Raw genomic sequence first — 23,506 nt, 5'->3', positions numbered from 1 at the left:
TATTGTCCGGCAGGCGAAGCTTTGCTCTTTTTAAAAAGTGACGAGGCTTGGGACTATGCAATTAAAAACACTGAGTGGTGCGTGTCTTGCTGCGCTGTTTTTCCCTCTGGCTCCCGCTGCACTGGCGGCAACACAGAGTAATATCAGCGATTGTCAGTATGGTGCGAGTGGCGTAAATAGCTTCACCGATATATTTACCTGCGGTACCGTGAGCGGCAGTCTGCGTACGCTTTATTATTCAACACACAACGCTTATTTCTCTAAAGGTTTTAATCAGGACACCGTGAGTTATGGTGGTAGTCTGAAATATGAAACCGCGCCATTCTATGGTTTCCGTGCTGGCGTGAGTGGTATTTTTCTGCGCGGTATCGATCATCCTGATGAAGCGCACACCATTAGCGATATTGGTGATAATCAAACCAACTTTGGTGAAGCTTATTTAAGCTGGCAACAGGATAACTTTAAAATAACGGCCGGTGATCAACGAATCAATATTCCTTTCGTTGGCGATTACGACTGGCGTATTACACCCATCCTGTTCCGCGGTATCGACACCAATTACGGTGACAGCACCAACTTCCTGCATGCGACTAAAATCTGGCGTTATAAGCCGTGGGGTGATGATCAGTTCCTCAACACCACCGCTTATACCGATGTGGAAGAACGCACCAACGGTATGTGGGCGTTGGGTGGCGGTCGTGGTACGCAGTGGGACAATAAGAAGCTGACCGGGCAGCTGTGGTATCAGGAGTACGCTGATTATACCCGTCTGGTGTATGGCGAGGGCCATCTGCAATGGCAGGATGCATTGTTCCAGCCGGATGTCGGATTACAGTTTATTCGCGGCACCAGCGCAGGCAAGGCTCTGGCGGGTGAAGTGAACAGCACCTCATACGGTGCACAGCTGGCATTGACGTTTACCCCGGCACTGAGCTGGAAACTGGGCTATGACCATATCGCTGCCAGCGGCAATAGCTGGAATAACGGCTCGCTGGTGACGCCTTATGCGCACAATACCTCCTCCGGACCTTATTTTGCTCAGCCGTTCTTCACCAGTACTCAGGATCTCGGCAGCGGCAACGCCTATATGACCAACCTGAACTATGTGATGAATGAAAGCCTGTCGCTGGGTACGCAGTATTCCTTTATGGATCTGAAACCCTCACCGGCTTCCGCCAGCATCAACCAGTCGGAATATCTGGTTTATTTCACCTGGAGCTTCAGTGGTGTGCTGAAGGGCCTGAGTCTGACCGATTTCGCCGGGGTGCAGACCTCACCGTTGTATGATTCTCACTTCTGGCAGAACCGTTTAAGCCTGGAATACGATTTCTAACCTCTCAGGGAGGCCTTCCGGCCTCCCTTGTTTATTGCGCTGTGCACTGCATTGCGCGATAAATCGCGCCGCTACGGGTTGGGTTTATTGTCTGATTAAACGCGCCACGCTGGGAAACTCCTCAAAATTACTGCGGAACGGATTGATATCCAGTCCTCCTCTGCGTGTATAACGGGCGAAGACACTCAGTTTTTCGGGTGAGCAGTAGCGGTTGATATCATTGAAAATACGTTCGACGCATTGTTCATGGAACTCGTTATGCATTCTGAATGAGATCAAATAGCGTAGCAGTTTTTCCCTATCGATTTTATTTCCTTCATATTTAATGATCACACTGCCCCAGTCAGGCTGGTGAGTGACCAGACAGTTGGATTTTAATAAATTCGAGGAAAGGGTTTCAGCAATATATTCACTGCCCGCTGAATTAGTGAGGTGATCAGGATTGAAATTGTAGTTATTAATGCTAATGTCCAGATGATCAATGCATTCGCCGGGTAAGGCGCTGATATTTTTATTATATAGATCGGGGTCAGAATAAAGGTTCACTTTTACTGTGCCTTTGGCGGCTTGTGATAAGTCATCTACCAGTGTGGTGATCACTTCTTCAGTTGAAGTGAATTTGGTTTGATTGAAACTGTTGAGATAGAGTTTAAATGATTTTGATTCGATAAGGTTGGTGCTGGTTGCGGGAATAATAAACTCAGCAATGGCGACAACCGGTTTGCCTTTGTTGTTCAACCATGAAAGTTCGAATCCTGTCCATAAATCGAAGCCAGAGAAGGGTAATTTTTCGGATTCGATATCAATTGAACTGCGGTTACGTGATCTTGGTAACCCTTCAAGCAAATCAGGAGCGTAATGTTGGATATAACCAGTTGCCCGACCCAGTAAGGTAATTTCATCTTTGATGATCATAAACATTCCTTTTTGTTTTCGATGTTGATGTATCGTCTGAAGAGTTCACGCGTGGCGTAGATGGGTCCGACGCCGATAATCGCATAAAATAACTTTATGATGGTCTGAGAAATAATCATGGTTTTAATAATTTCCATACTCAGTACATTATAAAATGCCAACATGCAGAAGATGATGCTATCCAGTACGGATGCGATAGCGGTACTGGTAATGACGCGGATAAAGAGATATCTGGAATTGGTTAGTTCTTTTATCTTACATAGCAGGAAGGAATTGATGTTTTCGGAAACAAGATATGAAACGGAGGAAGCCAAAAGAACAGAGATGATACTATTAACGAAAGTTTTAAAAGGTTGATCCAACTCCCATCCGGGTACTGATGGGAGTATGCTGGTAAACCATAAACCAGTGACAAAAACCATGTTTGATATAAATGAAAAAAATATCGTTCTTCTCGCCATTTTCAGACCATAAAATTCATTGAGGATATCGACGAGAATAAATGATATCGGATAGAAAAATATGCCGGGAGGAGTGACCAGGTTGAATGTTGGGAAATGAGCAGGTTTAATACCACATACCGTGCATAAAATATAAATTACAGCGAGTAAAATACTAATGATCAAATAGGCATACCATGAACGCTCATGTCTGTCGGCCAACTCATAGGATGTGATGGTATCGGTCTCACTGTACAATCGTCGGTAGAGCGCCTTGAGTTCATTTCTATTGAGATCATCCGTGATGTTGCTGCTTTCTAATTCCGGAAGTCCAATATTAAGGTGTTTCCCGGTTGATATGACCATAATGTTTGCTGTGATTGTGTCTGAGCGATTAAATCCTATCAGTTTGAATTTTTTATTTTGGTTCATTTTATACTTATCCTTAAATATTAATTATTTTTTACATTATTCTGTCTTCAATTATTGCCCCAAGTAAAAGATTGTCTGTCATTGAAGTATCAGTAATATTGTTACTTTTTCTTAGAGAGTAAATTCTTTTTTCTTTTGAATAGAATAAAGAAAGTTGTTTGTTCTCAGGGATAGCCTTACGTTTTATGATTAATATGTCGCCGGGGAAAAATGTATTGCCGATGCTTTTTTCTACCCTCAATGCAACCATATTCGACACATCCGAAAAATACCATGTCAGAGGATAGCGGGTGGCGAGATCTCCTATCCGGCTTCCCATGCTGGAAATAAAGTCAGATTGCGGTATAACAGGGATGGCGGCAGGATTTCTATCGCCTTCAGGTGATAGGGTTTTCTCGATTAGCTCAACCTGTTGCAGATCGCAATTTTCGATAATATGGCAGGAAACGCCAAAGAAATCAGCGATACGGGTAATTGTGGAATGCTGAACATTGCCAACTTTACCATCCAGAATCTTATATAAAGTGGCACGAGTGACACCGGTACGGTTGGCAAAGGATGTTTTACTTTCCCCACGGCTTTTAATCAAATATTCGATATTATTAATGATGTTTTCTTTGCGTTGCAGCCCAGAGACTTTCATAGAAGGCCTTCCTTGTGATGTATTACCATCCAGATAACATAATTTATTTTAATCAGTTCTATTGATAATCGGTTTTGAAGATATCATAAAAATTATCGAAAGGTATCGTTTTGTGTAATTTTTTTATATGAAAAATAAATCAATAAAAACATAGTGTTATTGATGTTATTTGAATTTGTTTTCACTTCATTGATCATTTTGTGTACTTTTGTGTTGACTTGAATGCGGGCTATGGATAGTTTACCGCCGTCTTGTGGATTTCATTTTATTAGAATTTCCTCTAATGTTTTTGGCGTATTTAAAGACATCATCTTCCCTCAGAAGTTAGGATTTTACTTAGTTGAGTTAACCTTACTTATTTATTTTTATGGAGATAAAAGAATGGACTCAAATCAAACCTTATCCGACTGGCACCGGGAAGATATTCTTGCGGCGATCAGAAAGAAGAAAAAATCAATGGCTGCACTATCACGGGAATTTGGTCTTTCTTCGGGGACATTAATCAACACGCTAAACCGTCCATGGCTGCGCGGAGAACGTATAATTGCGGGTGCGATCGGCGTGAAAGCCGAAGAAATCTGGCCGAGTCGTTACCAATTAAGAAAGCATAAGTCGTGACATCGTCTTTTAATTAATACCTCACACGCCCGCTAAACCCTGAAGACAACATCAGGCTGCCCGCCATTAATCCGATGTCTTCACTTTCCGGGGTACTGAGATCTTCGACAAAACGCGTTGCCCACCAGTGACAATCCTGCTGATGGATGCCTTTCATCAGCCGGGCGTGGCGATTTTGCCGTTCGCTGAGCGGAATACGCAGCGCAGTGTGAATGGCGTCAGCAATGGCATCGGGGTCATAAGGATTAACAATCAATGCACCATCCATATGTTCTGCCGCACCGGCAAACTGCGACAGGATCAACACGCCAGGATTGGCGGGATCTTGCACTGCAACATACATCTTCGCCATCAGGCTCATACCCGCCATCAGCGGCGTGACCAGCGCGACACGAGACGCACGATAGATACCGGCCTGCTCCTCCCGACTGTAGGCTTTGGTCAGATAACTGATCGGGCACCATTCCAGCGTACCCTGTACACCATTCATTTCACCGCACAGATTCTCCAGCTCATGGCTCAACTCAGCCGTGCGCGGTGTGTAGCCAGCAGCCGGAGAAGCCAGTTGTAGCAACATCATATTTCCCGTGTAATCCGGGTGATGGCGCAGCAACACCTCAATGGCGCTGATGCGATAAGGCAGACCGGCGCTGTCATCAAGATGGCCGCCGCTCAGGATGGTGTTTTCCGGCAGGGTTGCCCGACATTGTTCTTCCATATAACGGCAACTGTTGCTTGCCAGCAGACAGTGCGCATCTTCCAAATCGATACCCACCGGATACACCCCAGTACTGATAATCTGCCCGTGAATGCGTATGCGCGTGGCGCTCAGGCGTTCGCAGCGGAATGTGCTTTCGACCCACAACAGAAAATTGTTCATATCCTGGCTGGTCTGAAAACCAATCAGATCGCAACACAATAACGACTCAGCCAGCCATGACCAGTCAGGAATAGCGGAAAACCCCACGCCTGCCGGGAAGGGTTGATGGAAAAACAAGCCGATGCGATTTGTCAGCCCGGCAGTGCGTAGCATTTTCACGCTCGGTATCAGGTGGTAATCCTGGACCCAGATAACATCATCGGGCATGGCGTATTCGGCGATTGCCCTGGCATAGCTTTCGTTGAGTTTCCGATACTGGCTCAAATCGTCCTGATTAAAACGTGCCAGGTCAGGTCGCTGATGAAACATCGGCCACAGCCCCTGATGAACATAATGATGGTAGCCCTGTTCTGCTTCACCCCGGCTCAGCGGGAAGCTGAGGGTGTCAAATTTATGGCCGTGGCGAAAATGCAGCGGGTGAGGTGTCTCTGATGAAATGGCCTGAGTTTTTCCGTCCCAACTAATCCACAACCCACCGCGGCGTGACAGGATGCTTTCATACAGCGCGGATAAGGTCGCAGCCCGTGACAGATTGTGCGAAACCAGAATGAAGCCTGACATAGCATTTTCCCTTTAATCACGATGAAAACCATTTCCATTGATTTAAGCGTTCTGCATATAAAAAAGGCGTAAAAAAACGACGAACAGGTATAAAAATCAGGCAAAAACGGGCCTTACTCTCCACTTCGTTAGTCAGGGGCAGCAGCTATAATTGCTTCATCCAGTGGTTGGCAGACTGGCTATCTGACGCGTGTGATAACCCTCTGAAAGGATGCATTCCTTATGGCTTCAACAAAGCAATCTCTTCCGGCTGGCATGCTGGCGGCGGCAGGCATTGTGTTTGGTGATATCGGCACCAGCCCGCTTTATACGTTGCGGGAATGCCTTTCAATTTTGCCCGATGGCAGTCCGACACCAGCAGCGGTGATGGGGTTTCTTTCACTGATCTTTTGGGCGCTGACGTTGATCGTCACCGTGAAATACGTTTGCTTTGTGATGCGCGCCGATCATGACGGTGAGGGCGGGATCCTGACGCTGATGTCACTGGCGCGTCAACATGTCACCGGTCGCGCTGGATATTTTATTGTGCTGGCGGGGCTGATCGGCAGTGCATTCTTTTATGGTGACGGCGTGATTACGCCTGCTATTTCGGTCATGTCGGCGATTGAAGGGATTGAGGTAGTTGCACCTGGGCTGGACCACCTGATTGTTCCGCTTTCAGTGATCATCCTGACCTTGCTGTTTATTATTCAGAAACACGGTACCGAGCGGGTGAGCCTGGTATTTGGTCCGGTGATGCTGGTGTGGTTTCTGACCCTTGCGGTGCTGGGTATACGCGGCATCATGATGAACCCTGGCGTATTGCAGGCGTTGAATCCATTCTTTGCGCTGGAATTTCTCAACAGCCATAAGGCGCTTTCCTTCGCCGCGCTGGGCATGGTGGTGCTGGCGGTGACCGGGGCTGAGGCCTTGTATGCGGATATGGGCCATCTGGGAAAAACACCGATTCGCCTGGCATGGCTGGTTATTGCGATGCCAGCGCTGGTGCTGAACTACTTTGGTCAGGGGGCGCTGGTGCTGGCGGACGCTGACGCGGTGCGCAACCCCTTTTACCTGCTGGCTCCCGACTGGGCTCAGATCCCATTGATTGTGCTGGCGACGTTATCGACGGTGATCGCCGCGCAATCGGTAATTTCCGGTGTTTATACCCTGACGCATCAGGCCATCCGGCAAGGATTCCTGCCACCGGTGCGCATCGTCTATACCTCATCAACTGAGTCCGGGCAGATTTATATCCCGGTCGCTAACTGGCTGCTGTTCGCGGCAGTGACGGTGATTATTATCTCTTTTCGCCAATCTTCCGCGCTGTCGTCGGCATACGGTATCGTGGTCACGGGGACCATGGTGCTGACAGCTTGTCTTGCAAGTGTGGTTGCCTTTAAAAACTGGCGCTGGCCGCGGGCGGTGGCGCTGGTGTTCCTCGTTTGTATGCTGATCATTGATGTTCCACTGTTCAGTGCCAATCTCATGAAACTGCTGTCTGGCGGCTGGGTGCCAGTGTTACTGGCTATGACGATGCTGGTCCTGATGCTGATCTGGAGTAGTGAGCGCTCACTGTTGATCCGCCGTCTGGCAGATGACCCGATAGGACTGAAAGCCATGATCAGTTCGCTGGAAGCAAATCCGCCAAAACGGGTGGAAGGTACTGCTGTCTTCCTGTCACGCAAGGAATATGAAATTCCCCAGGCGTTGCTCCACAACCTTAAACATAACCGCGTGCTGCATGCGCGGACGGTACTTTTGCACATCCGGACCATCGATACGCCAAGGGTGCATAACCAGAAACGGATCAGCATCCAGCAACTTTCGCCTTCGTTCTGGCAGGTGACAGCGGCTTATGGCTGGCATGAAGTGCCGTCGATGCAGGAGATCCTGCATTTATGTGGACTGGAGGGGTTCGGTTGTACCTTGCAGGAAGCATCGTTTTTTACCTCACACGATACGCTGGTGATGAAGAAACGAAATGGCCTGGCGCGGGCGAAAGGGGCGATTTTTCATTTCTTTCAACGTAATGCCTTGCGGGCACATGAACAATTTATGATTCCACCCAATAGGGTGATTGAGTTGGGCGGGCAAAAGGAGTTCTAAGCTGAACCTAGACGGTTCTTAAATCTAAAGCAGATATCCATGCCGAACAGACTAACCAAAGGTATAGTTTTACAACCTTTGGTTAGCTGTCGGGGACGTTATGGTTATCACTCATTTCTTACATCTGCGCGAATTACTGCAAATACTTTTTGTTATTATCTGTGTGATTTTAAAGCATTTTTCCCACCGTAATTTGTGGGCGAAAATTGTACTGGCCTGCATGATCTATGCCGCTGAGGCACTGATATTGATTCTCTTTAACCAGACTTAGTTTCGGCCTCCTGGATTAACCAGCGTTGTCGTGAACGGCGGTCGGAACTTAATACGGTGTCGCTTTAACGCTGGTTCTCGCTTCCTGCCATTCCTGATAAAGCGTCGCCATATCCACCCACTGCAACCATTTTGCCGAGTGCAGTAAAAATTCATCGGCGACGGCATTGCGTAGCGCTTCGGCAGTAAACCCGACAAAGCCCAGTAGCCCGAGTCCGATGCTGACGCTTTCGTACAGGCAGTTACCATCATAGCGGGTGTCAATGGTCCTGCCATCAAGGTCGACAGGCCAGTAATGTGCTGATGCGTCATTTCCGGTGGAGGTGCCCGCCAGATTGGTATCGCGCTGCAAAACCAGGTTTAAATATATTTCGTTTAACTGGGGTTCAGCGCTGGCGCGTATTTCCTGGGCATTGATGCTGCCATCGGTGCGGAACTCATTTACCACCAGCACGATGCCAGCAGGCATGATCCCTGAAGCCAGCAACATATTGAGGGCATCATCCGCGAGCTGGTTATTGAAACTTCCTGACTGGCGTAACAGGAAATGACTCATTTCCTGGATCTGCTGAACGGAAGGCACCCAACCGGAAGCTGAGGGGACAGCAACCGGGTTGAAATGAATGGCGGCAGGTCGTGGGGTTATCACGCTATTCAAATCGACCGGTGAAGAGATATGGGAGGGAAGGGGGGTTATCAGCCGGTTGATATCACCGGGAGCCAGTGTTTCGAAAGGAACTGGCGTGGGAATCGGGGTCAGATTATTGAAATCAAGTAATGAAGGCACCGGTGAGACAGCCACGGGCGCAGGGATAAGGAAATTATCGGCGTCTCTGACGCGCCCCGAAACTTTTATACCCAGCTCATGCAGGGTGCGTATATCTAACCAGGTCAGTACGCTGATATCGCTCAGTGGCAGTCGCGGGTATAGCTTATGCAGGCGTCCGGCGTATTCATGGAGGGTTTCCATTTTCTTCCGTGGGGTGATTTTCTTTATCCTGGCACCTTCCTTCGACAACGATTGATATTCTGGCCGATAGCGCAGCCTGCGTTCGTCTTCTCCTGTCAGCAGGCTGATATCACGGTAGGATGGTTTAGGCCTTAAGCTGAGTAGTCGGCGGGCGTAATCTTCTGCTGATTCGGCAGTGCCACGCGGGGTGCTGGCATGGATTTGTTTCCCGAGGTCTGACAGCGTTTGAAAAGCAGGTATTTTCTTCAATGCCTGCAAACTTAATTTTGTCAGCCGACAAATCGCCCTTTGGGGGATATTAGGAATCAGTTCCTGCAAACGCACGGCATAGTCTTCAGGAGTCTCTTCCGGCTGCCAGGTGTGCTGAAAAATGGTCGTCCAAACGAGCCTGGGGAATTTTTTTAATTTTTTTAGCCTGTTATTCGCCTCCAGCAAACGGTGGCAGGCAGTGTGGGGCTTACCTGGACGCGGTTGAGGTAAGCGCGGGACGGGGGTCGTCTTTTTTCGTCGCATGGCTTTCTTATTTGAATCAACAATATCCCTGAATTCCGGCCTTTTACGCAGGGCTGATCCTGAGGCTTTGGTGATGCTGCTTAGCTCGGGAATGGTTAACCCCGGGTGATCTTTATGCAGCCGCACCGCCCAATCCATCGGTGTTTCCTTATCCTGTTGCGGCGTTGCTTTACCCGCTTCTTTAGCCGCGTCGGTCAGCGGGATAAATTCAGGCCACTGCCGCAAATTTTGTTCGCTCACGCCAACCGCAACGCAAATCTCAGCAGGAGTCAGCTGGGGGTGCTCGGTAATAATGCGCACTGCATAGGTGTGGTTACTCTCGCCATCCTGACGGCGTGTGGTTTGCTGCACGGCTTCAACCGCCGCCGTCAGCGGCTTAAATTCCGGCCTTTGCCGCAGATTGGGTTCGCTCATACCGGAGATGTAGCTGATATCGCCAAAGGTCAGGTCGTCATTATCGCGAAATAGGCGTATGGCACATTGCAGTGGCGATTCATCATCGCGGCGGGATTGGGTGGCGAAGGCTCTCAGGCCCGCCTCCGACAACGTTTTGAATTCTGCTCTTTGCCTTAGATCATTTTCATCCATCCTGGCGATAGCACTAAGTTCATGCGGCGTTAGCCCGGGATAAAGAACATGCAGGCGGCGGGCGTATTCCAGCGGGGCCTCATCCTTAAGCTGCCGGGTTAGTTGCATCGCGTTGGTGGCCGCTTTGGTGAAACTTTTAAACATCCACAACTTGCGCAATCGCCGGATATCCATCCCTGCCAGCACGCAGAAATCATCTTCACACAGGTCAGGATAGAGCGGATAGATGCGCCGGACGTAAGCTGGACCTGATTCATTTTCTTGCTGTGGCGTGGCTGCCTGCGCTTCCTCTCCTTCTGGTGACAGGATTTTAAACTCCGGCCGATAGCGTAAATCCTGAACGCTCACTCCGGAGAGCATACTGATATCCCGCTGGAGTAAATCAGGGTTTTGCATCAACCGCAGAACATAGTGACTGTCGGATTCATTGGGCTGTCGGCGGGTGGTGATTTTGGCAATCTCACCGGCCGATGACAGGGGGTGATAACGCTCTTTTGCTCGCGCAATTTGTTGCCTGCCATTATCGCTAAGGACGGTCATCAGCGCCGGCATCACCCCTGGCTCATGTGCTGCGCGATAAAGCAGGGTTTCAGCCGGAGTGAGTGATTCCACCAGAGTGGTGTTCTGCAACTGATGGGTGATCCTTTCATTAATGGTCGCCAGCACTTTTTTAGCTTTTCCCACATTTTCCAGCTTCTTCGTTAACCTGTGCTTCATCGCCACGATTTTGGGGTGCTTTGCGGGATGCTGCCGCTGATCGGGGGTGAGCATTCTGCTTGCAGCATCAGGTCGATGGGTACGGGGTTTCACCGCCTGGCGCGGCTGGTGTTTGAAGGTTACCTGCGGTTGCAATGGGGGATAGCTTTCACGGTTGCTGCCTGATGAAGGACCCTTGCCTAGCTCACGCGGTTGCAGAGAAACCGGGAGCTGCCAGCAGGAAGAGACAGCGTTAAACGGCAGGGTGAGGGGATTGGGGACTGTATGGGAAAACCGAATCGTTCCGGCACTGGAGTAAGGCACAATAATGTTGTTATCCGACATGGAGATCGCTTTTGCTGGATTGGGTTAGAGCAAGTGAGGTTTATAGATGCCGGATAACCAATGATTTGATAATCATTAAAAAGGGATTTTACCCTGATATTTTAATGAGATCGGGCTGACCCTGGCGGATACGCACCATCCGTCGCGGCGCAATTTATTGCGCGGGTTTGCTCTGTGCGGTATCCGGCAGTGTGCAGCGGCACAACATTGCGCGATAAATCGCGCCGCTACGAATCTGTGCGGTTATTGGCCTGGTCGGCATGAATGCGCACCGGGTGGTTAACGTTCAGGACGGTAGCGACGGTGTTATGCGATGTTTACACCTATCCACAATGCGCATGAATTGCAGCGGCACAATTTGCTGAATTTTGCATTTCAGTGCTATTGAGCCGAATGACGTTTGTTCAGACAATAAGGTGGCAATGTTACCGGGAAGTTATATTTGTTGTTAATAATGGATCGAAAGGTTGGCAATGTAGCTTATGTGATAATCCAAATGTCGGTTGTTTTGTGAATTTCATGTTTTTATATTGGCTGTGACGTTATTATTAATGACAGGAATTATTATTTTTTTAAAGCCAAATTGATTGTTATTTCTCTCTTCATTTTACCGCCTTGCGGGATTGCAGATGCGATGATATCGTTGTAATAAATTGATTTAAATCAATTTTTTGTTTAACGAATTGTTATAATTGAGCGAAATGGAAGCATCAGTATTAACGATTGATTTTCTTTTGGTTACAGTTCGTTGATTGATTGCGGCCATTTTTATTTCTTGTGAATGAATATAATGTGGCAGGCAACAAAAATATGGATTACCCACATTTTTCTTGACAATATCCGGGTGGGGAGGAATATACTGAGCCTCATTCGGACTACACAGAACCTATATTGGGCTTTTATGACAATATATGCGTCTCGAAACCTGGGTACATCTCTAATAAGTAAATTTCAGCAGTTGCAGTAATTTGCTTATTGTCGGGTACTGTTAGCGCTTAGTTAATAAGCTTCGTCAGCAAACGCGTCTTAGTCAGCATGGTTTAGTCACCAGGCTACAAAGTCACGGCTATGCTTTCGAGCATTATCCTGTTTCAGTCGTTTCTGTCAGGGGAATGTGCTAGCGGTAAGCCACCGACGTGAGGAATACGATGGTGCGGCACCTGTTTCTACTCTCCCTGTCCCGACTCTTATCATTTCACCTGCCAGGTAAGAGGAAGGGCGCCCGGTTGTCGCTGGCTAATACGGTCACTTAATAGAAAAGAAGATAGTCATGTTAAGTAATGATCTCACATCGCTGATTACGCGTATCGACTTTGCGCTAATCTCTTCAATACATATCATTTATCCACCGCTGACCATTGGTCTGGCTGCGCTTCTGTTCATTTCTGAACTGATGTGGGTCAGAAAAAATGACGAGAAGTGGTATCGGTTGTGTCGTTTTTTCGAAAAGCTGTTCATTGTTAACTTTGGTGCCGGTGTGGCCACCGGTGTCACGATGGAAATGGCTTTTGGTATCCTTTATGGTCGTTTTTCCCAGGCCGCCGGACCGTTTTTCGGTCAGGTGCTGGGCTATGAGACCATTACCGCCTTTATGTATGAAGCGGGCTTCATCGGATTGATGATTTTTGGCTGGGGCAAGATTAGCCGTGGCATGCATCTGTTCGCCACCTTCAACGTTGCCCTTTCCTCAACGCTGTCAGCGATGTGGATTCTGGTGGCTAACTCCTGGATGCAGACGCCTACCGGGGTCGAATACACGGATGGCATCTTCCATGTGACTGACTGGATGGCCGCGTTGTTCAATCCGAATGCCCGCACCGCCTTCCCACACATGCTGCTCGCCAGCTTCGAGCTGTCGCTCACCTTCGTGGTCGCAACCTGTGCCTGGTTCGTACTGAAGCGTCGCCATGTTGATCTGTTCCTGCGCCCCTTGAAGTATTCACTGGTGTTGCTGGCCATCGTCGCTGCCACCCAGATCTGGATGGGCGATATGCTGGGTGAGGAAACGCTGGAGCATAAACCTGCTGCGCTCGCCGCGATGGAAGGGCATTACGACACCTATGATGCCGACGGCAACGTCAACAGCGCCTGGCACATCCTCGGTTGGCCGAATGCTGAAGGGACTGGGCTGGCATGGTCGATTTCTATCCCTCATGCATTGAGCCTGATTGAAACCAAAACCTGGAACGGTCCGGTGCGCGGCCTGAACAGCTTCCCGAAAGATGAACAGCCTCCGGTGGTGCTGCCGTTCTATGCCTTCCGCGCCATGAGCGCAGCGGGCGGCGCAATGCTGCTGGTGAGCCTGTGGGGAATCTGGCTGATGTGCCGCCGTCGTATGACGGTCGAACTGGCTCCGCGCAATACTGTGTTCCTGTTTATCGCCGTGGCGATGGTGGTGCTGCCTTATATCGCGGTGATCGCCGGTTGGTGGACGCGTGAAATCGGTCGTCAGCCGTGGATCGTCAACGGTCTGATGCGTACCGAGGACGGCATGAGCGCCATGACACTGGGTCTGGCAATCTTCTGGTTTGTCGGCTTTGCCATCTTCGAGTCAGCGGTTATCGCCGGTACGATCTGGTTTATGGCGAAGGTGGTTCGTATCGGGCCTGACTTAACCAGCAAACTGCCTGGTGAAGGTCACGAGCACCTTGGTCAGCTCGACCTGCCGCCAGATGGTGGTCACGCTGACCATCCCGAATACGTTCGCCCGGTCTGATACGGAGAAGACACCCATGGATATGCTTACTCATACTCAGCAGTTCCTGACCATCGCCTGGTGGTTGGCGTTTGGCATCAGCGTGCTGCTGTACATTGCGCTTGATGGCGCAGACCTTGGGGCGGGGATCTTCTCGCTCTTCGTTAAAGATCATGACGAACGCGGTGCCATTATGGCCGCGATGGCCGGTACCTGGGATGCCAACGAAACCTGGCTGATCGTGGCCGGTGGGATTATGTTTGGTACGTTCCCCTTCGTTTACGGCTCGGCTTTCAGCTATCTGATGGTGCCGATGGCCCTGGTGCTGTGGGGCATTATGTCCCGTGCTGTTGCGCTGGAGTTCCGTCACCTGGCTTCCCCGTTCTGGCAGCGTTTTTCTGACCACGTGTTTGGTATCGCCAGCCTGGCGGTCACCTTCTTCGGTGGGATGTGTGTTGGTGCGGTGTTGCAGGGCTTTGCACTGGATACCCCGGCACATGGCGTGCCGCATTATGCGGGTGGGGCGTTTAACTTTATTTCGGCTTTCTCCATCTGGACCGGTATCGCCTCCTGTGTGGCAATGACGTTCTCCGGCGTACTCTTTGTGCGTGCGCGCTTTGAAAAGTCTGAGCCTATCCGCCAGGATGCTGCTCGCTGGACCGCGACTATCTTCTGGTTAGCGATTGCGGCGGTTGTCATCACCTGGGTGTGGAGCGCTGCGATCTTTGACTGGGCGCGTGCGAAGTGGTTTGGACCGCATTTCTGGGTCTGGGGACTGTTCGGTCTGATCGCCCTGTACTGCATTGAGCAGGTGCGTCGTGACACGCTGAAGGACAAAGATGTTGCCGCGATTATGTGGTTTAACGGTGCTGCGCTGATTCTGGGCTTCGGTATGCTGATCAGCATGTTCCCGTGGTTAGTACCAGGCACCTGGACCATCTGGGCTGGTGCCAGCCCGCAGGTTTCCCTGATCACCTTCACCCTGACGATGGGTGGGTTTGTACCCGTGATGATTATGTATAACTGGTATCAGATTTGGGTGTTCCGGGGACGCATCTCCAAACTGGTTGGCTACGGACACTAAATAAATCATGTCGGCTCGTCCTCCCCTTAGTGGAGCGGCCGCTCGCCTGGCGGAACGCTGGCTCTCCAGCCAGCGTCGCCAGGCAGGTGCGCTCTTTTCCCTGTCTGTCACCATGGCAACGCTGAATGCCATCATGATGATTGTACAGTGCTGGCTGCTGGCGTGGTTGATTGACAGGGTCGTTATCGGCGGTAAAGGATTGGCCGACCTGTTCCCGGCGCTTTGGCTGTTACCCGCCGTGATGATCCTGCGCGCAGGCCTGGATTGGCTGCGTCAGGGCTTTGCTTTTGAGACCGCTGCCCGTATCCGTCAGACGTTGCGCGCAACCTTACTGGAACGTATCTCAGCACTTGGCCCTGCATGGAGCCAGCAACAACGCACCGGCAGCATTGCCAGCTCGTTGGGTGAAGGTGTTGAAGCGATCGAAACCTATTTTTCCGCTTTCCTGCCGCAAAAAATCATTATCGGCATCGTCCCGTTGGCGATTCTGGCCGCGTTGTTCCCCTTTGATTGGGTATCCGGGCTGATCATGCTGATAACGGCTCCGCTGGTGCCGCTATTTATGATTCTGGTAGGCAAGGGGGCAGAGAAAATGAGCCTCAGGCAGTGGCATAAGCTCAGCCTGATGAGTGCGCATTTCTTTGATGTTATTTCCGGTCTGACGACGTTGCGTCAGTCCAATGCGGCCCGCAGACAGGCGGCGATCATTGCCGCGATCTCCGAAAACTATCGTCATACGACGATGAAAGTTCTGCGTGTTGCCTTTCTTTCTTCGCTGGTGCTGGAATTCTTTGCCACCATCAGTACTGCCATGGTGGCGGTGTATGTCGGCTTCCGCCTGTATTACGGTGAGATGGCTTTCCTGCCGGGCCTGTTCGCCCTGTTGCTGGCACCTGAATTCTTTCGCCCGTTGCGCGATCTGGGTGCGCATTATCACGCGCGTATGGATGCCATTGGCGCAACCGAAGGCTTGCTGGCGATTCTGAACACCGAACCACCGGTACAGTCAGACAGCAAGCCGCTGCCCTGTGCTGTGCCGCAGGAAATTCAGCTCGAAGGTGTGGGATATCGTCACCCGGAAGGCGGGGGTATTGAAGATATCTCCTTTACGCTGCGTCGGGGTGAGACGCTGGCTATTGTCGGCACCAGCGGCGCAGGCAAGACCACGCTCGCCAGGCTGCTGCTGAGGTTTATCACGCCAGCTTCAGGACGGATTCTGGTTGATGGGCATGATTTGGCCGCGCTGGATTTGCCTGAGTGGCAACAGCACATTGGCTGGCTGCCGCAACGCCCGACTTTGTTTGCCGGATCAATAGCAGACAACATTTGTCTGGCGCGACCGGAAGCCGGGAACAGCGAACTGTATGCCGCAGCCAAACTGGCTCAGGCTGCCACGTTTATCGAGGCTTTACCGACCAGTTATGCCACTCAGGTTGGCGATGGCGGCCAGGGGTTATCTGGCGGACAAATCCAGCGCGTGGCGATGGCCCGCGCGGTGCTGACTGCGCCACCGCTGCTGATTCTGGATGAACCGACGGCGGCACTGGACGGCAAAACCGCACGGCAGATGATGACTGCCCTGGCCGAGGCACTGCCGGATTCGGCACGTTTGGTGATTACCCATGACACCGAAATGGCGGCAATGGCTGACCGGGTATTGGTGCTGGCAAACGGCAGGGTGATCGAATCGGGCAAACCCGGGGAGCTGTTGCAGAGTGGCGGCGTGTTCGCCGAACTCGAACGGCTACAGAAGGGAGCATAAACATGAATGACTTACGACATTTATTGCAACTGGCGCGCCCCTGGCGCTTGCGCATGGCGCTCGGCATTGGTCTATCTGTGGTTGTCATCCTGTCTAACGTCACGTTGCTGGCACTGTCTGGCTGGTTTATCACTTCGATGGCGCTGGCTGGCATGGGAGCACTGACGCTGGAATTCTTCGCGCCTGCTGCTGCCATTCGTGGCTTAGCCGTGCTGCGTACCATCGCACGCTATCTTGAGCGATTGGTCACGCACGATGCAACATTACGGCTGCTGTCGGTTTTACGTGTCTGGTTCTATCAGCATCTTGAGCCTCTGGCTCCGGCGCGATTGCAGGCATTTCGCGATGGCGATGTGCTGGCTCGCCTGCGGGCAGATATTGATAGCCTCGACAACTTTTATCTCAGAATCTTTGCGCCTGCCGTTGCCGGGCTGATCTCATCCATTGTGATTCTGTGCGTATTGTTCTGGTTTTCTCCGGGCGTCGCGGCTATTGATGCTGCCATGCTGGTGCTGGCCGGCGTTATTGTCCCCCTCGTGGTGGTGGCACGTACCCGGACCAGCGGCAACGCGGTTGCGGGCTTACGTGCATCGATCCAGGTCGCCTCAACCGATCTTATCCGCGGTCTGGGTGAGTTGCAGATTGCAGGTGCCGTCAGCCGCCAGGCCCGGCATCTGTCGCAGCTTTCGCAAAAGCTGATTGCTGCACAGCGTCAGCAGGCCTGGATCGGCGCATTGGGCAGCGTACTGTCAGCCCTCGCGGGTCAGATCGGCATGTTTTGCGCCTTTATCCTGCTGGTTAGCGCGGGGCATGCAGGCGGCCTGGCCGGTAATGATATCGTGATGTTGTTGTTTGCCGTGCTCGCCAGCGCGGAAGCCGTGGCCGCATTACCGACCGCCTTTGCCGCGCTGGGCGTCACCCGCGAAGCGGCACGCCGTATTTTTTCTCTGGCAGAACTGACACCTGCCGTCGAGTTGCCCGCAGCCAGCCCGATGCCTGAAACCTTTGACCTGACGTTTTCAGCGGTCACCATGCGTTATGGTCCGGAGCATCCAACGGTGTTCGATTCGCTCAGCTTCCACGTGCCACAAGGGCATTGCCTTGCCATCCTTGGCCCGAGCGGGGCGGGCAAAACCACGATTCTCAACCTGATTCAGGGTTTCTGGCGTTGCGATAAGGGCAGCGTTGCGATTGGCGGCAGTGAAGTAACCGATCTGTCTGACGAGGTATTGCGCCAGGCTATTTCAGTGGTCGGGCAAAAAACCTATCTGTTTAATGCGTCGATTCGCGACAACCTGCGGCTGGTTGCCCCTGACGCGGATGATGACGTTTTATGGCAGGCGCTCAGCCAGGCTTCACTGGCAGAAGAAGTGCGGGCCTTCCCGCATGGGCTGGATACGCTGGTCGGGGAACTCGGGGCGCGTCTTTCTGGCGGACAGGCTCGCAGAATTTCCATTGCCCGCGCATTCCTGTCGCATGCACCGATTATTTTGCTGGATGAACCGACGGAAGGTTTGGATGCCACGAATACGGAAATGGTGCTGAATGCGCTGAAGGAACTGGTAAAAGGAAAAACCACGCTGTTGGTTACGCATCAGATTCAGCCATTAATGCTTGCCGATAGCCGACTGGTGCTTGAAGGCGCGTAAAATAAAAGGCCTGTGACGGATTGGATTATTATCCGGACAGGCCTTTAATTCATGTTTGATATTACCCTTCGCCAAAAATCTGTTATATCCAACCAATACTTCATCCTGAACTATTCCTTTTTCTGCTGCTAAGCTGGATAAATATTACAAGAAAGGCTGCGACTAATCCTTTTTCAGATTCTTCTGTACTTCCCGCACCTTAAGACGGCAGGCATCCACCACCCAGGCTGAGAAGTTCTGGCTGTTTTCACTCCCCATGCTGGCCTCAATCTGATCGAGCAACGAATGCGAGAAGCGAATGTGTTTGCGACGGGTCTTCGAATTTGTCATCTTGTCCATATATTTCCCCTGTGAAATTATCAAAATTTATAAAATGGATGGAAGGAAAAAATAATATTTTTATCAGACGGTTTCTGTAGAAAGAGTATCAGCAGGTGTTTTTTGATATTTTCCCGAACCGGTCAGGTATCTCTGATATGAAATACTATCTTACCAGAAGGTAGTCGAGTTCATCGTTATTTAAATTCGCGGATTCAGGATTATTCCCAGTGGGGTTTTGAGTAGCGAACTTCACGGATGTAATAATTATGCTATAAAAAATTCTGAGATATTGGTACTGAAAGTACCGAATTTTTATTTACAAAGCGTTAGCTAATGTAAACCGGCGATAGTTGCTGACAGGCGGGGGCTGAAAAGCAAAAACCCAGCCATAAGGCTGGGTTTTCTGAATTTTGGTGCCCGAACCCGGAATCGAACCAGGGACACGGGGATTTTCAATCCCCTGCTCTACCGACTGAGCTATTCGGGCAACGGGGCGCATTAAACCCTAATGGCTTACGATCGTCAACGGCTTTCGCGAAAAAACCGGAGGAAACGTGATTGATTGCCTGCTTTTCAGGCAGAACGGCCAAAATCGTCAGGATAGCGCGCCGTTCTTGCGGCACAGCGCGATGCTCAACACGTCTTCAGCCAGATGGCGCGCCATCGCTACATCATGCACGTTACGCTTCACCAGCAGCTTGCTCAGGCAGCCTTCGAGAATCAACTCCATCTGATCGGCAACCATTGGCGGGTTATCCAGCTCAAGATTGACCAGAATCTCGTGGGTAAACTGCCAGGAGGCGCGTTTCTGCTGTTCTGCCAGCTGATGAACCGGCTGATCGGGCTGTGGATAGAAGCTACAGGCGGCAATGAACAGGCAACCGGGGAAACGCCCTTTGCTGACGTGCTCTGCCAGCACTTCGTAGCGTGCCAGCAGCTTTTCCGCACCTGTCAGATGCTCGTTGAGCTGCACCTGGCGTCGCCAGCTATCAATCTGCTGGGCGTGGTAGCGCAGGGCGTCATACAGCAGGGCATCACGATCCGGCCAGTAGCGTTGTAATTGCTGCGGCGATAGATCGGTTTCTCCGGCCAGCTGTTGCAGCGAGGTGGTTGCGGCGAGGCCGCTCTGTTCAAGCACATTTAACGCATGCTCGAGTATCTGTTCACGTTGCAAGTGACTCTCCTCTGGTATGCGGCCCGTTCGGTAGGCGAACGGGCGGTGTCATGCCCAGTGTCGTTTAACGCGGCAGATTGTGCAAATGCGCGCGAAATTCATCAGCGCTCAGGAAGCCGGTCACGCGGGAGTTGGGGATTTCTTTACCTTGCGCATCGAAGAACAAAATGGTGGGTAAGCCCAGCACCTGCAAATGCTGCAGCAGGGCGTTGTCCTGTGCGCTATTAGCGGTGACGTTCGCCTGCAACAACTGCACCTGACTCAGGTCGCTGCGCACCTTGTCGTCGCTAAAGGTATATTTCTCAAACTCTTTACAGGCGACGCACCAGTCAGCATACAGATCAACCATGGTAACGCGACCCTGGGCCTGTTGCAGTGCGCTATCCAGTTGCTGGCTGCTGGCAATCGGCTGGAATGGCAGGTGCGCGACAGTTTGTACCTGGCTGCTGCCGAACGCCCAATCCTGTATAGGGCGGACCGACACCAGCGCCGCGGCCAGCAGCACAATTTGTGCGATGCGCCATTTCCCCTGCAAACCCAGGCTCAGGCGGAACGCCCAGGCAAAGAACGCCACGCCGAGCAGGCTCCACAGGCGCATGCCCCACACGTCACCCACCACGCGCTCCAGCAGGAACACCGGCAGCGCGAGGATGACGAAACCGAAACCTTCTTTGACGCTTTGCATCCAGGGACCACTTTTCGGCAGCAATTTATTGCCGAACAGCGTGATGGCAATCAGCGGCAAGCCCATACCAAAGGCGTACAGCCACAAGGTACCGGCACCGGCCAGCAAATTGCCGCTTTGCGCGATATACAACAGGATGGCGCTAAGTGGTGCGGTGGTGCAGGGGGAACAGATCAGCCCTGCCAGCGCGCCCATCATAAACACCCCTGGCAGCGAACCGCCCTGATGGCGGTTGCTCCATAGCGTCAGGCGTGTTTGCAGACTGGCGGGCAGTTGCAGGGTAAACAGGCCAAACATCGACAGCGCCAGCACGATAAACAGTAGCGAGAGGGCAATCAGCACATAAGGGTGCTGCAATGCCGCCTGGAAGCGTAAGCCCGCCGCCGCGACCACCACCCCGAGCAGGGTGTAGGTCAGCGCCATGCCCTGCACATACACCATCGCCAGGGCAAACAGCCGTCCCAGCGAGAAACGACGCGGTCCACCGAGAATAATGCTGGAGATAAGCGGATACATCGGCAGCACGCAGGGCGTAAAGGCGACGCCAATACCAATCAGCAGTGCCCACAACGGCGAGAACGGCAGCGGTGTAGCCTGGTGGCCCGGTTGCGCGCTCACCGCCGGGGCGGCGTTATTGGCCGCCACGGCATTCAGCGGCACGGAACGTGTTTCCGGCGGATAGCAGAAACCGGCGGCTGCACAGCCCTGATAAGTGACTGTCAGGGTGGCACCCTCGCTTGCCTGATGAATCGTTATCGGCAGGTGTAAATCCTGCGGGTAGATTTCACTTTTGCCATAGAACTCATCTTCATGAGGTTGCCCCTGTGGCAGCACCAGCGGTGCCAGCTGGGCCTTTTGCGGCGTGATGTGAATTTGCTGACGATAAAGGTAATAGCCGGATTTCACTTTCCAGCTCAGCGTCAGTTGATTGCCCTGCTGGCTGAAATCGAAGCCGAAGGCCTGGTCAACCGGCACAAAGCGGCTGTTGTTATTGGGCGAAAAAATAGATGCCTGCGCTGACAGGCTGATAAACAGCGCCAGGCAGATGCCGATCAGGCGAGAGATGCGTGCAACCATGACAAGTATTCACTGTCTCCATGTTGTACCGGCAGCGCCAGCAATTCCGGCACATCATAAGGATGCGCCGCTTTAAGCAAATCCATCAGCGCTTGCTGATGTTGGGTGTCGCACTTCAGCAACATCTGAACTTCGCTGGCCTGCTCCAGTTTGCCTTGCCAGACATAAAACGAGGTGGCACCTGGCAACAGCGTGACACAGGCTGCCAGTTTCGCGGCGAGCGCGCTGGCGGCCAGTTGTTCAGCAATGGCCTGGTTTGGGGCCGTGCACAGCACGACGACCGCAGAATGGATGCTCATCGGCAGGCTCCGGTGGCGAAAGGGTGGATGATAACACGGCCTGATAAACACAAGGTTTACAGGATGTAACCGCGTTACAGGATCAGGCCGCCAAGCAGAAAGCCAAACAGCACCGAGAGAGCGATAGCCAGCACCCCGGGCACGATAAAGGAGTGATTGAACACATACTTGCCAATGCGTGTGGAACCGGTGTCGTCCATTTCCACCGCTGCCAGTAGGGTGGGGTAGGTCGGCAACACAAACAAGGCTGAGACTGCAGCGAATGAGGCGATGGCAGCATGGGGAGAGACCCCCAGTAGCAGTGCGGCAGGCATCAGCGCCTTGGTGGTGGCGGCCTGCGAATACAGCAGGGTGGCAGCAAAGAACAGTACCAGCGCCAGCATCCACGGGTAGCTTTGCAGCATATCGCCCGCCAGGGTCTGAATGTTATTGAGGTGCGCTTTGACAAAGGTATCGCCCAGCCAGGCGACGCCCATCACGCAGATGCAGGCGCTCATGCCGGATTTGAAGGTGCTGGCGCTGAGGATCTCACCGGTATCGATTTTACAGGTCAGACAAATCAGCGTCGCTATGGTCAGCATAAACACCACAATGGCTTCATTGCGTGGCAGCACCGGGTGGGGAATCAGCCCAACACTGTCGCTGATGGCGGTGGCGTACAGCACCACGGCGGCAATGCCAATCAGGAATAGCAGGACGGAACGTTTTGCCCCGGGTTTGAGGTCAAACACCTGCGCACCGCGTAACGTCACTTCTCCCTTCGCCAGCCGGGCCTGGTAGACTTCATCGTCTTTCAGTTCCTTACCAAGAAAATTGGTCGCTATGGCGGCGCAGAAGATCGCCAGCATAGTCGAGGGCACCGCGACGCCGAGCAGAGCCAGATAACTGACGCCGCGCGGTTCCAGCAGTGAGGCAAAAAACACCACGGCGGCTGAAATCGGTGAGGCGGTAATCGCAATCTGCGACGCCACCACGGCGATGGCCAGCGGGCGCGAAGGGCGCACACCTTGTTCTTTTGCCACTTCCGCAATGACCGGCAGCGTCGAGAAGGCGGTGTGCCCGGTGCCCGCCAGCAAGGTCATCAGATAAGTCACCAGCGGTGCCAGCAGGGTCACGTAGCGCGGATGGCGGCGTAGCAGACGCTCGGCCAGACTCACCAGATAATCCATGCCGCCTGCCACCTGCATAGCGGCAATCGCGGCGATCACCGCCATGATGATTTCAATGACATCGAAAGGGATTGCGCCGGGTTTCATGCCAAAAAAAAGCGTCAGCACCAGTACGCCGAGACCCCCGGCGAAACCAATGCCGATCCCGCCGAGACGCGCACCCAGCCAGATCGCCAGCAGGACGATCAATAACTCCACTACCACCATCTTTTTCACTCCCTGAAATGCGACATCTGTTAGTTGTAGTCGCCAAAAAAAAGCACGCCCGCATTTTGTACGGGCGTGCTTACGACAACGTG

General features: G+C 52.1%; 17 protein-coding genes and 1 tRNA gene. 7 read left to right on the top strand and 11 right to left on the bottom strand.

Going from position 1 to position 23,506, the window contains the following annotated elements:
* The first annotated feature begins 55 nt into the window (after positions 1-55).
* Positions 56-1,333 (top strand): OprD family outer membrane porin, encoded by a 1,278-nt coding sequence (locus PW844_RS25950; protein WP_299457996.1) that lies wholly within the window; start codon positions 56-58, stop codon positions 1,331-1,333.
* Between the two features lie 84 nt (positions 1,334-1,417).
* On the opposite strand, the gene queF is transcribed toward PW844_RS25950, so the two are convergent.
* The 3 genes from queF to PW844_RS25935 are packed head-to-tail and all read right to left on the bottom strand — an operon-like array spanning position 1,418 to position 3,763.
* Positions 1,418-2,254: an NADPH-dependent 7-cyano-7-deazaguanine reductase QueF gene (gene queF / locus PW844_RS25945; protein WP_299457994.1), complete on the bottom strand. Its 837-nt coding sequence runs from the start codon at positions 2,252-2,254 to the stop codon at positions 1,418-1,420.
* Complete coding sequence (locus PW844_RS25940) at positions 2,245-3,120, bottom strand: queuosine precursor transporter (protein WP_299457992.1); 876 nt, start codon at positions 3,118-3,120, stop codon at positions 2,245-2,247. Before PW844_RS25940 ends, queF begins: the two co-directional genes overlap by 10 nt.
* Before the next feature lie 31 nt (positions 3,121-3,151).
* Complete coding sequence (locus PW844_RS25935; protein WP_299457990.1) at positions 3,152-3,763, bottom strand: helix-turn-helix transcriptional regulator; 612 nt, start codon at positions 3,761-3,763, stop codon at positions 3,152-3,154.
* A gap of 381 nt (positions 3,764-4,144) precedes the next feature.
* On the opposite strand from PW844_RS25935, the gene PW844_RS25930 reads away from it, so the two are divergent.
* Entirely contained in the window at positions 4,145-4,381 is a 237-nt protein-coding gene (locus tag PW844_RS25930; RefSeq protein ID WP_299458333.1) for a helix-turn-helix transcriptional regulator, read from the top strand.
* 13 nt (positions 4,382-4,394) lie between these two features.
* Here the strand turns inward: PW844_RS25930 and PW844_RS25925 are convergent, their stop codons facing one another.
* Positions 4,395-5,822 carry a trehalose-6-phosphate synthase gene (locus PW844_RS25925; RefSeq protein ID WP_299457988.1) on the bottom strand — a complete coding sequence of 476 codons (1,428 nt, stop codon included), beginning with the start codon at positions 5,820-5,822 and terminating at the stop codon, positions 4,395-4,397.
* Positions 5,823-6,044: 222 nt separating this feature from the next.
* Between PW844_RS25925 and kup the strand changes: the two genes are divergently transcribed.
* The gene (gene kup, locus PW844_RS25920; protein WP_299457986.1) at positions 6,045-7,910 is read left to right on the top strand and encodes a low affinity potassium transporter Kup; all 1,866 of its coding nucleotides are present in this window, start codon (positions 6,045-6,047) and stop codon (positions 7,908-7,910) included.
* 319 nt (positions 7,911-8,229) lie between these two features.
* On the opposite strand, the gene PW844_RS25915 is transcribed toward kup, so the two are convergent.
* Positions 8,230-11,292: a hypothetical protein gene (locus tag PW844_RS25915; RefSeq protein WP_299457984.1), complete on the bottom strand. Its 3,063-nt coding sequence runs from the start codon at positions 11,290-11,292 to the stop codon at positions 8,230-8,232.
* A gap of 1,270 nt (positions 11,293-12,562) precedes the next feature.
* On the opposite strand from PW844_RS25915, the gene PW844_RS25910 reads away from it, so the two are divergent.
* The 4 genes from PW844_RS25910 to cydC are packed head-to-tail and all read left to right on the top strand — an operon-like array spanning position 12,563 to position 18,482.
* Positions 12,563-14,008 carry a cytochrome ubiquinol oxidase subunit I gene (locus PW844_RS25910; protein ID WP_299457982.1) on the top strand — a complete coding sequence of 482 codons (1,446 nt, stop codon included), beginning with the start codon at positions 12,563-12,565 and terminating at the stop codon, positions 14,006-14,008.
* Positions 14,009-14,024: 16 nt separating this feature from the next.
* On the top strand, positions 14,025-15,071 hold the full coding sequence (locus PW844_RS25905; protein WP_299457980.1) for a cytochrome d ubiquinol oxidase subunit II: 1,047 nt from the start codon (positions 14,025-14,027) through the stop codon (positions 15,069-15,071).
* 7 nt (positions 15,072-15,078) lie between these two features.
* Complete coding sequence (cydD, locus tag PW844_RS25900; RefSeq protein WP_299457977.1) at positions 15,079-16,833, top strand: thiol reductant ABC exporter subunit CydD; 1,755 nt, start codon at positions 15,079-15,081, stop codon at positions 16,831-16,833.
* Positions 16,834-16,835: 2 nt separating this feature from the next.
* Positions 16,836-18,482: a thiol reductant ABC exporter subunit CydC gene (gene cydC, locus PW844_RS25895; RefSeq protein WP_299457974.1), complete on the top strand. Its 1,647-nt coding sequence runs from the start codon at positions 16,836-16,838 to the stop codon at positions 18,480-18,482.
* A 162-nt stretch (positions 18,483-18,644) separates the two neighbouring features.
* On the opposite strand, the gene PW844_RS25890 is transcribed toward cydC, so the two are convergent.
* The 6 genes from PW844_RS25890 to PW844_RS25865 form a co-directional block, all read right to left on the bottom strand.
* Positions 18,645-18,821, bottom strand: coding sequence for a YlcI/YnfO family protein (locus PW844_RS25890; RefSeq protein WP_299457971.1), 177 nt, complete (start codon positions 18,819-18,821; stop codon positions 18,645-18,647).
* A gap of 393 nt (positions 18,822-19,214) precedes the next feature.
* A tRNA-Phe gene (locus PW844_RS25885) sits at positions 19,215-19,290 on the bottom strand.
* 108 nt (positions 19,291-19,398) lie between these two features.
* The gene (locus PW844_RS25880; protein ID WP_299457968.1) at positions 19,399-19,977 is read right to left on the bottom strand and encodes a transcriptional regulator; all 579 of its coding nucleotides are present in this window, start codon (positions 19,975-19,977) and stop codon (positions 19,399-19,401) included.
* Positions 19,978-20,041: 64 nt separating this feature from the next.
* Entirely contained in the window at positions 20,042-21,739 is a 1,698-nt protein-coding gene (locus PW844_RS25875; protein ID WP_299457965.1) for a protein-disulfide reductase DsbD, read from the bottom strand.
* Entirely contained in the window at positions 21,715-22,038 is a 324-nt protein-coding gene (cutA, locus tag PW844_RS25870; RefSeq protein ID WP_299457962.1) for a divalent cation tolerance protein CutA, read from the bottom strand. The genes PW844_RS25875 and cutA overlap by 25 nt, the downstream gene beginning before the upstream one ends.
* 74 nt (positions 22,039-22,112) lie before the next feature.
* A complete protein-coding gene (locus PW844_RS25865) occupies positions 22,113-23,414 on the bottom strand; it encodes an anaerobic C4-dicarboxylate transporter (protein WP_299457959.1) in 1,302 nt (433 codons plus the stop codon).
* Positions 23,415-23,506: the final 92 nt, after the last annotated feature.

It is taken from the genome of Pantoea sp., from assembly GCF_028283705.1.
Lineage (GTDB): Bacteria > Pseudomonadota > Gammaproteobacteria > Enterobacterales > Enterobacteriaceae > Pantoea.
The sequence above is the reverse complement of the archived record's forward strand: the minus strand, read 5'-3'. Positions and strand labels throughout refer to the sequence as shown.

Coding starts and splice junctions, on each gene's coding strand:
- cutA (WP_299457962.1), bottom strand. CDS start 22,038: ATGAGCATCCATTCTGCGGTCGTCGTGCTGTGCACGGCCCCAAACCAG.
- PW844_RS25915 (WP_299457984.1), bottom strand. CDS start 11,292: ATGTCGGATAACAACATTATTGTGCCTTACTCCAGTGCCGGAACGATT.
- PW844_RS25910 (WP_299457982.1), top strand. CDS start 12,563: ATGTTAAGTAATGATCTCACATCGCTGATTACGCGTATCGACTTTGCG.
- PW844_RS25940 (WP_299457992.1), bottom strand. CDS start 3,120: ATGAACCAAAATAAAAAATTCAAACTGATAGGATTTAATCGCTCAGAC.
- PW844_RS25925 (WP_299457988.1), bottom strand. CDS start 5,822: ATGTCAGGCTTCATTCTGGTTTCGCACAATCTGTCACGGGCTGCGACC.
- cydD (WP_299457977.1), top strand. CDS start 15,079: ATGTCGGCTCGTCCTCCCCTTAGTGGAGCGGCCGCTCGCCTGGCGGAA.
- PW844_RS25950 (WP_299457996.1), top strand. CDS start 56: ATGCAATTAAAAACACTGAGTGGTGCGTGTCTTGCTGCGCTGTTTTTC.
- PW844_RS25930 (WP_299458333.1), top strand. CDS start 4,145: ATGGACTCAAATCAAACCTTATCCGACTGGCACCGGGAAGATATTCTT.
- queF (WP_299457994.1), bottom strand. CDS start 2,254: ATGTTTATGATCATCAAAGATGAAATTACCTTACTGGGTCGGGCAACT.
- cydC (WP_299457974.1), top strand. CDS start 16,836: ATGAATGACTTACGACATTTATTGCAACTGGCGCGCCCCTGGCGCTTG.
- PW844_RS25875 (WP_299457965.1), bottom strand. CDS start 21,739: ATGGTTGCACGCATCTCTCGCCTGATCGGCATCTGCCTGGCGCTGTTT.
- kup (WP_299457986.1), top strand. CDS start 6,045: ATGGCTTCAACAAAGCAATCTCTTCCGGCTGGCATGCTGGCGGCGGCA.
- PW844_RS25890 (WP_299457971.1), bottom strand. CDS start 18,821: ATGGACAAGATGACAAATTCGAAGACCCGTCGCAAACACATTCGCTTC.
- PW844_RS25905 (WP_299457980.1), top strand. CDS start 14,025: ATGGATATGCTTACTCATACTCAGCAGTTCCTGACCATCGCCTGGTGG.
- PW844_RS25935 (WP_299457990.1), bottom strand. CDS start 3,763: ATGAAAGTCTCTGGGCTGCAACGCAAAGAAAACATCATTAATAATATC.
- PW844_RS25865 (WP_299457959.1), bottom strand. CDS start 23,414: ATGGTGGTAGTGGAGTTATTGATCGTCCTGCTGGCGATCTGGCTGGGT.